The organism is Allobosea sp. BK604, assembly GCF_004341515.1.
Taxonomy (GTDB): domain Bacteria; phylum Pseudomonadota; class Alphaproteobacteria; order Rhizobiales; family Beijerinckiaceae; genus Allobosea.
In genome coordinates, this window is record NZ_SLZF01000003.1 from 746,296 (window position 1) to 760,557 (window position 14,262).

At 66.9% G+C, this 14,262-nt stretch carries 13 protein-coding genes; 4 read left to right on the top strand and 9 right to left on the bottom strand.

Features of this window, described 5'->3' with window-relative positions:
- The first annotated feature begins 100 nt into the window (after window positions 1-100).
- From purH to EV560_RS13000, 4 genes are all read left to right on the top strand, one after another.
- Window positions 101-1,693 carry a bifunctional phosphoribosylaminoimidazolecarboxamide formyltransferase/IMP cyclohydrolase gene (gene purH / locus EV560_RS12985; protein ID WP_131856142.1) on the top strand — a complete coding sequence of 531 codons (1,593 nt, stop codon included), beginning with the start codon at window positions 101-103 and terminating at the stop codon, window positions 1,691-1,693.
- Between the two features lie 189 nt (window positions 1,694-1,882).
- Entirely contained in the window at window positions 1,883-3,064 is a 1,182-nt protein-coding gene (locus EV560_RS12990) for a low temperature requirement protein A (RefSeq protein WP_131856143.1), read from the top strand.
- Between the two features lie 56 nt (window positions 3,065-3,120).
- Window positions 3,121-3,399, top strand: a complete 279-nt coding sequence (locus EV560_RS12995; RefSeq protein WP_131856144.1) for a hypothetical protein — start codon at window positions 3,121-3,123, stop codon at window positions 3,397-3,399.
- Window positions 3,396-3,863 (top strand): YbaK/EbsC family protein, encoded by a 468-nt coding sequence (locus EV560_RS13000; protein WP_131856145.1) that lies wholly within the window; start codon window positions 3,396-3,398, stop codon window positions 3,861-3,863. The genes EV560_RS12995 and EV560_RS13000 overlap by 4 nt, the downstream gene beginning before the upstream one ends.
- 113 nt (window positions 3,864-3,976) lie before the next feature.
- Here the strand turns inward: EV560_RS13000 and EV560_RS13005 are convergent, their stop codons facing one another.
- The 9 genes from EV560_RS13005 to EV560_RS13045 form a co-directional block, all read right to left on the bottom strand.
- Complete coding sequence (locus EV560_RS13005) at window positions 3,977-4,780, bottom strand: DUF72 domain-containing protein (RefSeq protein WP_131856146.1); 804 nt, start codon at window positions 4,778-4,780, stop codon at window positions 3,977-3,979.
- Between the two features lie 242 nt (window positions 4,781-5,022).
- A complete protein-coding gene (locus tag EV560_RS13010) occupies window positions 5,023-5,964 on the bottom strand; it encodes a dihydrodipicolinate synthase family protein (protein WP_165923439.1) in 942 nt (313 codons plus the stop codon).
- Window positions 5,965-5,977: 13 nt separating this feature from the next.
- Window positions 5,978-7,153, bottom strand: coding sequence for a mandelate racemase/muconate lactonizing enzyme family protein (locus EV560_RS13015; RefSeq protein ID WP_131856148.1), 1,176 nt, complete (start codon window positions 7,151-7,153; stop codon window positions 5,978-5,980).
- Window positions 7,140-8,075 (bottom strand): dihydrodipicolinate synthase family protein, encoded by a 936-nt coding sequence (locus tag EV560_RS13020; protein WP_131856149.1) that lies wholly within the window; start codon window positions 8,073-8,075, stop codon window positions 7,140-7,142. The genes EV560_RS13015 and EV560_RS13020 overlap by 14 nt, the downstream gene beginning before the upstream one ends.
- Window positions 8,076-8,109: 34 nt before the next feature.
- On the bottom strand, window positions 8,110-9,846 hold the full coding sequence (locus EV560_RS13025; RefSeq protein WP_248312020.1) for an SMP-30/gluconolactonase/LRE family protein: 1,737 nt from the start codon (window positions 9,844-9,846) through the stop codon (window positions 8,110-8,112).
- Between the two features lie 37 nt (window positions 9,847-9,883).
- A complete protein-coding gene (locus EV560_RS13030) occupies window positions 9,884-10,849 on the bottom strand; it encodes an NAD-dependent epimerase/dehydratase family protein (RefSeq protein ID WP_131856150.1) in 966 nt (321 codons plus the stop codon).
- A 36-nt stretch (window positions 10,850-10,885) separates the two neighbouring features.
- Entirely contained in the window at window positions 10,886-11,722 is an 837-nt protein-coding gene (locus EV560_RS13035; protein WP_131856151.1) for a carbohydrate ABC transporter permease, read from the bottom strand.
- Window positions 11,722-12,600, bottom strand: coding sequence for a carbohydrate ABC transporter permease (locus EV560_RS13040; protein ID WP_131856152.1), 879 nt, complete (start codon window positions 12,598-12,600; stop codon window positions 11,722-11,724). Before EV560_RS13040 ends, EV560_RS13035 begins: the two co-directional genes overlap by 1 nt.
- 85 nt (window positions 12,601-12,685) lie before the next feature.
- Window positions 12,686-13,918 carry an ABC transporter substrate-binding protein gene (locus tag EV560_RS13045; RefSeq protein WP_131856153.1) on the bottom strand — a complete coding sequence of 411 codons (1,233 nt, stop codon included), beginning with the start codon at window positions 13,916-13,918 and terminating at the stop codon, window positions 12,686-12,688.
- Window positions 13,919-14,262 lie beyond the last annotated feature (344 nt).

Sequence of the window (14,262 nt, forward strand, 5' to 3'; positions counted from 1 at the left end):
CGGCACAGGGCCGCTGTCCGGGTGCTGCGCTTTGCAGAAGCGGCCGAGCGTGATAGGCCGCGCCCGAGCTGCCTTCCCTCGACCTTTTGGACCAGATCTGATGCCGACAGAGCTCCGCCGCGTCGAACGCGCCCTCCTTTCCGTTTCCGACAAGAGCGGCCTGATCGACTTCGCGCGTGCGCTGCACAAGCTCGGTGTCGCGCTGATCTCGACCGGCGGCACCGCCAAGGCGATCGCCGAGGCCGGCCTGCCCGTCACCGACGTCTCCGATCTCACCGGCTTCCCCGAGATGATGGATGGCCGCGTCAAGACGCTCCATCCCAAGGTCCATGGCGGCCTGCTTGCCATCCGCTCGCATCCCGAGCACCAGGCCTCGATGATCGGCCACGGCATCGCGCCGATCGACCTGCTCGTCGTCAACCTATACCCGTTCGAGGCGACGGTCGCCGCAGGCAAGGGCTATGACGACTGCATCGAGAACATCGATATCGGCGGCCCTGCGATGATCCGCGCCGCCGCCAAGAATCACCAGGACGTCACTGTGGTGGTCGACGCCTCCGATTATGCCGCCGTGCTCAGCGAACTCGAGGCGCAGAAGGGCGCGACCACGCTGACGCTGCGCCGCAGGCTGGCCCAGAAGGCCTATGCCCGCACGGCCGCCTATGATTCCGCGATTTCGAACTGGTTCGCCGGCGAACTCGCCGAGACTTCGCCGGCCTATCGCGGCCTCGGCGGCAGCCTGGCCGAGACGCTGCGCTACGGCGAGAACCCGCATCAATGGGCCGCCTTCTACCGCACGCCCGAGCAGCGCCCCGGTGTCGCGACCGCGCGGCAGGTCCAGGGCAAGCAGCTCTCCTACAACAACATCAACGATACCGACGCCGCCTTCGAATGCGTCGCCGAGTTCGATCCGAAGGCGTCCTCCGCCTGCGTCATCGTCAAGCACGCCAATCCCTGCGGCGTCGCCACCGGCGACTCGCTGCTCGAGGCCTATGAGCGCGCATTACGCTGTGACCCGGTCTCGGCCTTCGGCGGCATCGTCGCGCTTAACCAGAAGCTCGACGCTCAGGCGGCGAAGAAGATCGTCGAGATCTTCACCGAGGTGATCATCGCCCCCGAGGCCGACGAGGAAGCGGTCGCCATGATCGCCGCCAAGAAGAACCTGCGCCTGCTGCTCACCGGCGGCCTGCCCGATCCGCGCGCCGTCGGCCTCTCGCTGCGCACTGTCGCGGGCGGCTTCCTGACCCAGGCCCGTGACAATGCCGTGGTCGACGACATGGAGCTTCAGGTCGTGACCAAACGCGCGCCGAGCGAGGCTGAGCTCGCGGATCTGCGCTTCGCCTTCCGCGTCGCCAAGCACGTCAAGTCGAACGCCATCGTCTATGCCAAGGACCTCGCCACGGTCGGCATCGGCGCCGGCCAGATGAGCCGCGTCGATTCCTCGCGCATCGCCGCCTGGAAGGCGAGCGAGGCCGCCAAGGCGGCCGGTTTGAGCGAGACACTCGCCAAGGGCGCGGTCGTCGCCTCCGACGCCTTCTTCCCCTTCGCCGACGGCCTGCTGGCCGCCGCTGAGGCCGGCGCCACCGCCGTGATCCAGCCCGGCGGCTCGATGCGCGACGACGAGGTGATCAAGGCCGCCGACGAGGCCGGCCTCGCCATGGTCTTCACCGGCCATCGCCATTTCCGGCACTGAGCCAGGCCACACACTCTCCCGTTCCCCGGGCCGGAGTGCAGCGTAGCGCCGGGAGCCATCTCGGAGCGCCGGAGGCTTGCGCTGGATCCAGGGTCTGAGCGGCGGAAGCCGCTGGCCCGGGATGACGCTGACCGCTTCCCGCCCGGCCGCATCTTGTTTTAGGGTGGCGTCGCTGAGGATGGGGCTGGGATGACGGAGAGCAAAACCAGGCGCGGTCTGCTGCGCCAGCGTGTCGAGCACCAGCACAACAAGGTCAGCTTCGTCGAGCTGTTCTTCGATCTGGTCTTCGTCTTCGCGATCACCCAGATCTCGCATACCCTGCTAGAGCATTTCTCACCGCTCGGGCTGGCGCAGGCAGCGCTTCTGCTCGGCGCCGTCTGGTGGGTCTGGATCTATACGAGCTGGGTGACCAACTGGCTCGATCCGGATCATATCGGCGTGCGGCTGATGCTGTTCGCGCTGATGTTTCTCGGCCTGCTGCTCTCGACCTCGCTGCCCGAGGCCTTTGCCGAGAAGGGTCTTCTCTTCTCCGGCGCCTATGCGGCGATGCAGATCGGCCGCTCCGCCTTCACCATGTGGTGCCTGAAGCGGCGTAGCCCCGAGAATTACCGCAACTTCCGGCGCATCACCGTCTGGCTCCTGTTCTCCGGCTGTTTCTGGATCGCCGGCGGGCTTGCCGAGGGCAACCTGCGCTTCGCGCTCTGGGCCGTGGCGCTCGGGCTCGAATATGTCTCGCCCTCGCTCGGCTTCTACGTGCCGGGCCTCGGCCGCTCGAGCACGGCCGACTGGGATGTCGAAGGCGGGCATTTCGCCGAGCGCTGCGCGCTCTTCATCATCATCGCGCTCGGCGAATCCGTGCTCGTCACCGGGGCGACCTTCGCCAAGCTCCCCGCCACGCCGGAGGTCACGCTCGCCTTCGCCAATTCCTTCCTGAGCTCGGTCGCGATGTGGTGGATCTATTTCAACATCGGCGCCGAACGCGCCAGCGAGCGCATCGCCCATTCCGACGACCCCGGCCGGATCGCCCGCCTCGCCTATACCTATATCCACCTGCTGCTTGTCGCCGGCATCATCCTGGTCGCGGTCGGCGACGAATATGTCCTCGCCCATCCCGCCGGGCATACCGACGCGAAGACGGCGATCGCGGTCATCGCGGGCCCGGGCTTCTATCTGCTCGGCAACCTGCTCTTCAAGAAAGTCACCGCTGGCTGGTACCCGCTCTCGCATGTGGTCGGGCTCGCGCTTCTCGCCCTGCTCACGCCGCTTGCCGCGCTGCTGCCGCCGCTCGGCTTCAGCATCGGCGCTACCATCGTGCTGATCGTCGTCGCAGCCTGGGAGACGATCTCGCTACGATCAGTGCGGACAGCGTGATGGTGCCCAAAAGCCAACGTCCACTCTTCGGCATCACGCAGAAGGAGGCCATCTGAATGCACACGGTCAAGGTCATGGCCGGAGGCTTCGCGCTGCTCGGCGTGCTGCTCCTGCTGGCGCCCCGACTGAGCGCCGCCGGCAATAATCCGATCGCCTTCGCGGTCAGGATCTTTCTGCCGCTATGGCTGGTGCTCTCGCTGGTCAACATGGCCGTGGGCATCAACCGCGCCGGCTATACGCTCGCGCAGGAATCGCCGATCCTGCTCCTCGTCTTCGGCGTGCCGGCGCTCGCCGCCTGGCTGATCCGCTGGCGTTTTGGAAAGCCTTCCGCATGAGCCTCGATTCCGTCAAAGCCTTCTTCGCCGAACAGGCACCCGACATCGCCATCATCGAAACGCAGGAGAGCAGCGCCACCGTCACGCTCGCCGCAGCGGCGCATGGCGTCGAGCCTGCGCGGATCGCCAAGACGCTCTCGCTCAGGATCGGCGACAAGGTCGTGCTGGTGGTGACGAGCGGCATCGGCCGCCTCGACAACCGCAAGGCCAAGGCCACTTTCGGCGGCAAGCCACGCATGCTGGATGCGCAGGAGGTCGTCGCCATCACCGGGCATCCGGTCGGCGGCGTCTGCCCCTTCGGGCTGCCGAGCCCGCTCCCGGTCTATTGCGACATCTCGCTGAAAGCCTTCGACGAGGTCGTCCCCGCCGCCGGCTCGACCCAGAGCGCGCTCCGGATCAGCCCCGAGCGCATGGTCGCGCTGACCGGGGCGGAATGGGTCGATGTCTGCCAGGAGCCGGAGTGAAAGACTGATGGAGGCATCGCACGTCAGGGGCGGCAGCGCGCTACGTCCCCCTGGATTGCGTCGTCGCTACGCTCCTCGCAATGACCCGCAGGAAATGACGTGTCGGAATCGCCTCAGGCCTTGCCGCCGACGCGCTCGATCAGCGCCATGGCCGCCGCCGGATTGCGGACCTTGTCGCCGCTGATCACGTAGAGGAAGACGTCGCGCCCGGTCTTCGCCTCGGCAGGCGCCGCGACCGCCTCCAGGTCCTTGGGCATTCCGCCCTCGGCCCAGCTCTTCGCCCGTTTCGCCCAGGCGTCGAGTTCCTTGGCCGAATAGCCCTGCGGCTCGGCCTCCTTCGTGCCCATGATCCGGGCATAGACGAAGGGCGCCGTCGCATCGGCGATCTGGGTGAACTTTGAATCCGCCGCGGTGATCACGGCGACACCATGCTCCTTGAGCAGCGCGATGAAATCCGGCGAGCGGAAGCTGTCATGCCGGACCTCGACCGCGTGACGGATCTCGCGGCCATCGACCGATTTCGGCAGGAGCTTGAGAAAAGCCTCGAAATCCTTCGGGTCGAACTGCTTGGTCGGCATGAATTGCCAGTTGATCGGCCCGAGCTTCTCCTTCAGCTCGAGCAGGCCGCCCATGATGAATTTCTCGATCGAGGGCCCGGCCTCGGCCAGCACCCGGCGATTGGTGATGTAGCGCGAGCCCTTCAGGGCGAAGACGAAACCCTCCGGCGTCTCCTCGCGCCATTTTGCAAAGCTTTCGGGCTTCTGCGAGCCGTAATAGGTGCCGTTGATCTCGATCGACGTGAGCTTGCCGGAGGCATATTCCAGCTCGCGCTTCTGCGGCAGGTCGCCGGGATAGAATTCGCCGCGCCAGGGCTCGAAGACCCAACCGCCGATGCCGACCCTGATCTTGCCAGACATGGCCTTCCCTCCCGAGCGTCATAGCCTGCGGCGCGCGCCCGCCGGACGCCAACACCGCGGCGTCACGATGGTTCCCGCTTCGCGTCCTGTCTACTGACACCGTGATGCGACGGCGATTGTCAGGAGCGGGCCGGTCCCACCTGGAGCATTTTCGAGCGAAGTGGATCCCGGTTCGCCTAAAGAAAATGTGTTAGAACAAAGGGATAGAGAATTTTCGCGATTCGGAGAATCGCGGAAATGCTCTAGCGCAATGCCGAGATCAGCTGCGGCAGCAGCTCCGCCTCGGCTTTCAGCACATCGGCGAAGACGCGCTCCATCTCGGCGAGTCCGAACGGCGTCGGGGTCAGGTCGGCGCCACGATCATGCACGGCGTCGAAGCCCAGCCGACGCGCCATGACCCGCTTGCCGTAGACGAGGATGTTCGGGATCGAGCGCGTCATGAACACGACAAGCGGCAGGATCTCCTTGTGCAGCCGCTCGGCCAGCGCGAGCGCGGCCGCATCACCCGAGCTGAGCGCCTCAAAGAGCGCGACCTGGATCGCCAGGCAATCCGGCGCCGGGATCAGCCCCGCCCCGCCGCTGCGCATCAGCGCGATGAACTCGACCCCGCCATGGCCGCCGAAGGCATCGACCTCTCCGCCGAGCGCCTCCAGCACGCGGGCGATATCGACCGACGTGCCCTCGGCCTTCAGCAGGGTGATGTTGGCATGGCGCCGGACCAGCTCGGTCAGCCCCTCCGGCGAGAGGTAGCTGTCGAGATTGACCGGGTTGTTCTGGATCGCCACCGGCAGCGAGAGCCCGTCGGCGATCACGCCGAAATGGCGCTGGAGATCGGCCTCCGAATGGCCCTTGCCGGGCGGCGGCTGCAGGATCACCCAATCCGCGCCGTTCGCCGCGGCCATTCTGGCGAAGGCGATCTGCGCCGCCGGATCCTGTTCGGCGATCGTCACCGCATAGGGCACGCGGCCGGCAATGGCGGCGCCGACGAGCTCGACCACCTCCTGCCGCTCTGCCGTGCTGATCCGATTGACCTCGGTGACGAGGCCGAGCACCGCGATGCCATGCGCGCCTGCATCGATGCAATGCTCGACCTGCGCCCGCATCGCGGCATGGTCCAGCCGCCTGCCGCGGTCGAAGAAGGCGTAGAGGATTGGGTAGACGCCCCGGAAACGGCGCTGGCTCATGCGTGCCCCCGCCTCACGCTGTCCGGATGTAGTTGAACACGTCCGGATGCGGCTCGACGCCGAGGCCCGGCCCGCTCGGCAGGCGATAGAAGCCGTCCGAGCAGCCCATGTCGCCGACGACATAGCGCAGGTTCTTGTCGAAGATCGAGTGCTGGTACTCGTGATACGGCACGCGCTTCAGCGCCGCCGTCGCCTGCAGGCTCGCGGCCATGAAGATGCCGATGCCGATCGAGGCATGCGGGATCGTATCGACATGGAAAGCATGCGCCATCCGGCCGATATGCAGGAACTCGGTCACGCCGGTATGGCCCATCTCCGGCTGGATGATGCTCATGCAGCGCCGCTCGAAGCGTGGCCGGTACTCGTAGGTGGTGCGCCATTCCTCGCCGAGCGCCAGCGGCGTGCCGATGCCGCGCGCGACCAGCTCCTGCCCCTCGATATCCTCGGGCTCGCAAGGCGCCTCGGCGAAATAGAGGTTATGGGCCTCGAGCCGCCGGATCAGCCGGATCGCCTCGCCGGAGGTGAACTTCCAGTGCAGGTCGACCATCAGGTCGATTTCGGGCCCGACCGCTTCGCGCAGCGCCGCCATCTCCTTGACGATGCCGTCATCCGACATCGCGGCGGCGAATTTGATGCCCTTGTAGCCCTTGCCGACCCATTCGACAGCGAGGTCGCAGCGCTCCCTGAGCGTCGCCTTGGGCAGGCCTGAGACATAGGCCGGAATCGCGGCGTGCCGGGTACCGCCGAGCAGGCTCGATAGCGGCCGGCCGAGACATTTGCCGTAGAGGTCCCAGATCGCGATATCGATGCCGGCGAGGCTATCGACATAAAAGCCGCCGAAGAAGCCGCGCACCCGCATCAGATCGTAGAGATCCTCGTGCAGCACGACCGGATCGCCCGGATCGCGGCCGATCAGGACCGGGCCGAGCACCTCGTCGATGATCGAGATCACCGCCTGCGGCGCGACGATGCCATAGGTCTCGCCCCAGCCGACCTTGCCGCTCTCCGAGGTCACCTTGACCAGCACCGACATATCGCTCGTCGGGTAGATCGAGCGGTTCCCCCGGCGGATCACATAGCCCTTCTCGTTGATGCGCTCGCCCTCGCGCAGCGGCCCGAGATAGGGCACGTCGCGCGGGATCGAGATGATGAAACTTTCGACCTTGGCGATCGCATCAAGCGGCGGCATGGCTGATCCTGTCTGAGCGGACGGGATGGAGAGTGAAGAGGTCGGCGGCCTCGTCGATCAGCGCGGCAAGCTCGGCCACGTCGTCGGCATCGAAGACCGGGCCTGCTGCGCGCGCGACGGTCGAGTCGAGCAGGCCCCGCGCCGCGAGCACCGCCTTGGTCAGCCTGACCCGGAAGATCGCCTGGAACAGCAGCAGCGGCAGGCTGCGCGAATAGAGCCGGCGCGCCTCGATCGGATCGCCGCCGCGGAAGGCGCGGACCAGCGCGACATGGAGATCGGTCATTTCCGTCGCCGGCATGGTACCGGCCGCACCGCGCGCCAGCTCGTCCATGACGTAGCGCGCCCCGGCGCCGCCGAAGACGCCGTCGAGCTGCCCGCCGACCGCGTCGAGAATGGCGCTGACATGCTGGCCGCAGGGCAAGGTCTCCTCCTTGACGAAGCGGATCTGCGGCACGGCGCGGACGATCTCCGCCACGGCCTCGGGTTTCAACCCCGCCCCCATCGGCTGCGGCGCGTTCTGGAGCATGATCGGCAGCGCCGTCGCCGCCGCCACGGCCTGGTAGAAGGCGACATGCTTCGCGACATCCGCGCCGTTGCCGGCAGGCGCCATGATCATCGCCGCCTTCGCCCCGACCGCACGACCTTCCTCGGCACGGGCAGCGGCGCGGGCCGGATCGGCATCGCTGGCGCCGACGATGAAGGGCAGTCGCCCGCCAAGAGCGGCGCCAAGAGCCTGTACCATCGTGAGCCGCTCCTCCGGCGAGAGCGTCTCGACCTCGCTCGCCATGCCCGGATAGACGACGCCATCGGCGCCGGCCTCGACCGCGAAACCGACCAGCCCGGCGAGCGTCTCGGGATCGACCGCGCCCTCCTTGCTGAATGGCGTGGGCAGCACCGGGAAGACGCCGGAGAGCTTGGTCATGTCAGGTCTCCTTGAAGAGGCCAGGCCGGTCATCTCAGCCTGCGAACGGGGTTTCGGGCAGGCCGCGCGCCCCGGTCTGCAGCGCGAAGACGCTGCCGGAGAGCGGCGCCTCGGCGAGCTGATGCGCGGAGAGGCGGATGCGGGCGCTGGTGACGTAGAGCGTCGCGAGATCGGGCCCGCCGAAGGCGCAGCTCGTCGGCCGCGGCACGGGCAAATTGATCACCCGGTCGACCTTTCCGTCGGGATCGTAGCGGGTGATGCACCAGCCATCCCAATGCGCCGACCAGACGAAGCCTTCCGTGTCGACGACGAGCCCGTCGGGAATGCCGACGCCCTCGGCCAGCTCGACGAAGATGCGCCGGTTGGCGATCTCGCCGCGCTCGATGTCGAAATCATAGAGATAGATCCGCCTGGAGCCGGAATCGGTGAAGTAGAAGCGCCGGTCGTCCGGGCTCCAGCCGAGGCCGTTCGAGACGTCGAAGCCCTGGTCCATCAGCGCGCAGCGCCCGTCCGGATCGAGCCGGTAGAGGCCGCCATGGCCGCGCGTCGTGTCGATGGCGAGCGTGCCGGCCCAGAAGCGGCCGCGCCGGTCGCATTTGCCGTCATTGAAGCGGTTGCCCGGCTTGCCGGCCTCGGGCGCGGCGATCGAAGTGACCTTGCCGCTGTCGAGGTCGACCGCCTTCAGGCCCGTCTGCATCGCGGCAAGGAAGCCGCCGCGCCGGCGCGGCACCACGGCGCTGACCAGCTCCGGCATCGGATGGACCTGGAAGGAACCGTCGGCCGGATCGGACATCACGATCGCGGGCGCCAGGATGTCGACGAAGGCGAGCTTGCGTTCGGCCGGCAGCCAGGTCGGCCCCTCGCCGAGGAAGGAGGTGGTCGGCACCACAGAGACGACATCCTCCCGGTCCGGCCCGAGCGGGCGAGGGTTGATGCTGATCGACATCGCGACCTGGCCGGCATTGCCGGAGATGCGGCGCGCCGCCTCCATCACGTCGCGGCCGAGCGCATGCAGCCGGTCGAGCCCGAGCCGGTAGGACGGGCCGATTACGGCAATGGCGCCGATCGCATGGGCGCGATGGTCGAGGATCGCGGCAGCGACCGAGCTGACGCCGGCCTGCTGCTCCTCGAGCGAGACCGAATAGCCACGCGCCTTGGTCAGGTCGAGATGCTGGGCGAGCGCTGCCCGATCGGTGATCGTATTCGGCGTGAAGCGCTGCAGTTTCAGCCGGTTGAGGATCTGCTCGCGGATCAGCGGGTCGAGATGGGCGAGGATCGCCTTGCCGGCGCCGCTGGCATAGCTCGAGGCGCGAGCGCCGACGCCATTGCCGAGCCGGATGGCCTGCACCGCCTCGCGCTGGTCGACATAGAGGATCTCGTCGCTGTCGAGCACGGCGAGCCGCACCGTCTCGCCGGCAAGGTCACGCAGACGCTCCAGCTCCGGCTCGGCCGCGCTCCTCAGGTCGAACTGATCCCAGACGCGATGCGCCATCTCGAACAGGCGGAAGCCGAGATGGTAGCTCTGGTCGCGCTCGTCGACGCGCAGCAAGCCGGCCTCGGCCAGCGTCGAGAGCATGCGGTGCGCGGTGGCGCGGGTCAGGCCGGATCGGTCGGCGAGCTCGGTGAAGCGCAGGCCGGGCTTCTCGGCGACGATGTCGAGCAGCGAGAGCCCGCGCCGCAGCGCCTGCGCGCCCGGGATCTCGCGGATGCCGTCCTCGCCTCGCTCGTTGACCTCGACCATGTCCAGCCGCCTCACGCGTGCCTCGCTCACCTAGCCATCTATCCAGGATGTGGATCGGCGTTCCAACCTATTTGCCGCCCACCGCGACCGCGTCCGCGACCATGCGCTCGAAGGTCCATTGTGGCCGGATGCCGAGAATCTCGATCGCACGGGCCCGCGAGGTCTGGTAGTTCACCGCCGGGATCGGCAAGGTGACCTCGACCGCGGGCAGCTTGGTATGCCGCTGCAGGATCGCGATCGCATCGTCGATCCGGATCGCTTCCTCCGTTCCCAGATTCATCACCTGGCCGATGGCGCGCGGGCTATCCAGCGCCGCGATCACGCCGGCGGCGATGTCGCGTGTATCGGTGATCGGCATGCGGAAGAACGCGCCGTCCTGGCCGCGGCTGATCAGGTGCTTCTCGGTGCCGTCGTCGAAGGGCCTGAGCGCCTCGACAACGGCCGTGTTGCCGAAGGATTCCTGCTGGCGGATGCGCGGGCGCAGGTAGAAGCGCGGGCCTGAGAAGAAGCTCGCGGGGTCGAGCAGCTCGCTCGCATCCTGCGTATGGCTGAAGCGCAGGATCACCGTCGCCATTCCATAGGCGCGGGCGAAGAACTGCACCATCTCCTCGCCCAGCAGCTTGGTCAGCCCATAGGGCGAGGTCGGCCTGGTCGGATGGCTCTCGTCGAGCGGCATATAGGCCGGCCTGGTCTCGGGATAGACCTCGCCGCTCGAGGCGAAGACGAACTTGCGGGCGCCCCTCTCCCTGGCGGCAAGCAGCAGGAGATGCGTGCCGGTGACATTGGCCGCGAACATCTTCGGCGTATCGGCCGCGACCCAGGACATCAGCGCGCCCAGATGCAGGACGGAATCGACGCCGTCCATCGCGCGCCCGACCGCGTCTGCGTCGTCGAAGGCGCCGACGACATTGGTCACGCCGGCCTGCGCATTCTCGCGCAGATCGAGATTGACGACCTGATCGCCGCGCGCGAGCAACGAGGCGATGACGCGGCTGCCGACGCGGCCGGCGCCGCCGGTGACGAGAACCTTCACGATCGGACTCCCAAGGCCAGCATTGACGAGCGCTCGCTACTTCACCGCGCCGGCGGCCATGCCGCTGACGAGATAGGGTTCGAGCAGGACGAAGAGGATGAAGATCGGCACCATCGACAGGGTCCCGGCGGCCATCAGCCCGGGCCAATCGACGCCATGCTCGCCGACGAAGGAGGCGAGCCCGGTGGTCAGCGTCCACAGATCCGGCGAATTGATCAGCGTGCGGGCGAAGACGAAATCGGCCCAGGCGACGATGAAGAGATAGATCGCCGCCGCGGTCAGGCCAGGCCGCGCGATCGGCAGCACGACATGCCAGAGCGCCTGCAGCCGCGTGCAGCCATCGATCGTCGCGGCCGCGTCGATCTCTCGCGGGATCGCGTCGAAATAGCTCTTCATCATCCAGGTCGCGAAGGGCACGCCGACCGAAGTATTGGCCAGGATCAGGGCGAAGCGGCTGTCGATCATCCCGGCCCGGCTCGCCATGATGAAGAACGGGATGACGATCAGGCTGCCCGGAAGCATCTTGCTGACCAGGAGCGCTAGGCCCGAGTATTCCTGCATCCGCGAGCGGTAGCGCGACAGGCTGTAGCCGGCGAGCGTGGCGATCACCAGGCTGAGCAGGGTCGAGCCGACGGCGACGATCATCGTATTGCCCATCCAGACCAGGAAGGGCCGGCGCAGCAGGGCGCGGCCGAAAGCGTCGAACGACATCTCGGCCAGAGGCGGCAGCAAGGGCGGCACCCGCGACAGCACGATCGTCGTCGGCAAATGCGCGGTCACCACCATCCAGTAGATCGGGAACAGGATGAGGGCGACCACCACGATCGTGGCCAGAAGCACGCGCAGCTCGCGCCCGGTGATCAGCGCGGACATCAGAAGAACTCCTTCTGCAGCGGCCGCCTGGCGATCAGCACGAAGAGCAAGGCGAAGGCGATGGTGAGCACGCCGAGCGTCGAAGCGCGGCCGAGCTCGAAATAGGAGAAGGCCTCGGTATAGGCGCGGATGCCGAGCGTCTCGGTGACGCGGAACGGTCCGCCGCCGGTGGTGGCGAAGATGATGTCGAATTCGCGCAGCGCCCAGAGCGCGTTGAGGATGATCGCCAGGATCGCAGGGCCGCGAATGCCGGGCCAGGTGACGTTGACGAAGGCCTGCAGCTTGTTGGCGCCGTCGATATCGGCGGCCTCGTAGAGATCCTCGGGAATGGTCTGCAGGGCACCGAGAATGGTCAGCGCGAAGAAGGGGAAGCTCTTCCAGATCGACGGGATCAGCACCGCGTAGAGGGCGGTGTCCTCATTGGTGAACCAGCCGATATCCTCGTTGCTGATCCCGGTGATGCGCAGCAGGTAATTGACCACCCCATAGGACGGGTCGAACAGCCAGAGGAAGATGATGCTGACCAGCACGCCGGGCGCCGCCCAGGGCAGCAGGGCCAGGCAGCGCAGGGCCCGGCGCAGCGGGAAATTCTGGTTGAGCAGCAGCGCCACGCCGAGCCCGATCAGGAAGGCCGGGCCGACCGAGCCGACGACATAGTACAACGTCGTCAGCGCGCTCTCCCAGGTCTCGCCGTCGCTGAGCACCGAGACATAATTGCCGATGCCCCAGCTCCGGCCGGCGGTGTCGAGCACGTTGAGGCCCTTGCCCTCGACGAAGCTGAACGTGACGATCTGCGCCATCGGCCAGCCGACGAGGCCGATCACGCAGATCAGCGCCGGCGCAAGCAACATGAGGGCGAAGCCGCGATCATTGTTCATGGCGGGCGGACCGGTATCAGGCTCTGGCGGCAGGGAAGGCGAAGGGAGCGCGCCCGGAGCGGAGCCGGGCGCGGGAGAACCGCTGCTATTTCAGCGGCACGCGCTTGTTCAGCTGGTCCTGAAGATCCTTCAGGACCGTCTCGGTCGGCCGGTCGGAATTGACCAGGCGGATGCCGCTCTCTCCGACCATCTTGGCGATCTGGTTGTAGTTCAGCCGCACTGCGTCATTTGACGGGAAGATATTGACCGCGACCTCGGACGCCTTCGCCGAGAGTGCCAGCAGCGGATCGGCCGCGGCCATCTCCGGCGTGAAGGCGCCCTTGCGCGGGGCCGGCACCTTGACGTCCTTGGTGTATTTCGCCTGCCACTCCGGCTGCGAGATCATCTGGATGAACTCCCAGACGAGCTGCGTGCGCTGGGGATCGAGCTTGGCCGGGATATGGATCGAATTGCTGGTGCCGCCGGGAACGACCGGGAACGGCATCATCGCCGCCTTGAGGTTCGGCCGGATCTCGGCCGGGGCCCCCTTGAGCTGGCTGGCGAAGAAGGAGCCCTCGCGGAACATCGCGATCTTGCCGTCGAGGAAGAGCTGGCGCATCGCCTCCGACGAGGAGCCCTTCGGCGCCTGCTTCGCCGCGGTGCGGAACTGCTCGATCGCCTTCACCACCTCGGGTGCGGTGAAATTATAGGCGCCGTCCTTGAACAGCGAGGCGCCTGAGCCCGTCACCCAGCTCGACCAGTCGACGAAAATATTCGGATGCTCGGCCGTGACCGCGCCCCAGCCGAAAATGCCCTTGTCCGGCTTGGTCGTCGCCTTGATCGCGGCGAGCAATTCCTCCGGTGTCTTCGGTACGGCGAGACCGGCCTCCTTCAGCAGCGCCTCATTGTAGAAGAGCAGCATGCCATAGCCCATCAGCATCACGCCCTGGGTCTTGCCGTTCCAGTCGAGCTCGGAAGCCATCGGGCTGTAGGTCTGCTTGATGTCGGTCTTGGCGAGCAGATCGTCGATCGGCCTCAGCCAGCCCTGCGCGGCGAAGGACGGGAAATTGCGCAGCGGCAGATGCACGATGTCGGGCGGCGTACCGCCGGAGAAGCGCACCGTGAGCTTGTCGACATATTCGCGGAACGGCACCTGGTATTTCTTGATGGTGACGCCCGGATGGGCCGCTTCGAAGGCCTTCACGGCCTCGGTCCAGAATTCGGCCGGGCCGGGCTCCTCGGCCTGCCAGGTCGGAAAATCCAGCTCGATCTTCGTCTGCGCCTGAGCGGTGCTGACGAAGAGGCCGAGCAGCGCGGTCGCCAAAGCCTTCAATCGCATCTCGTTCCTCCCCTGTCTTTATTGGCCGGCCGCTTTGCGGCTCGGTGCGGACAGAGCGCGGAACATCAGATCACGTTCGCGCCATATCCAGCCTGTGAACAAGAGTTTCACAATATGGTTGCCATGTCCATTCTTAATGCGCATAGAAGATATTGCCATGCGGCGACCGCTATTCGCAGGTCGCCTGGAAGCTGGCCTGGCAATGGCTCTATGCCGGCCTCGCGAAGGCGGCCTTCCAGTGATCTGCAGTGAGACCCGCCAGGCCCAGGCGGTGTTGGGCGCCCGGCGAACGAGACCGATCACAACGATGCGCGCGGCATCGCCCAGATGATGCTGGCGCCGGC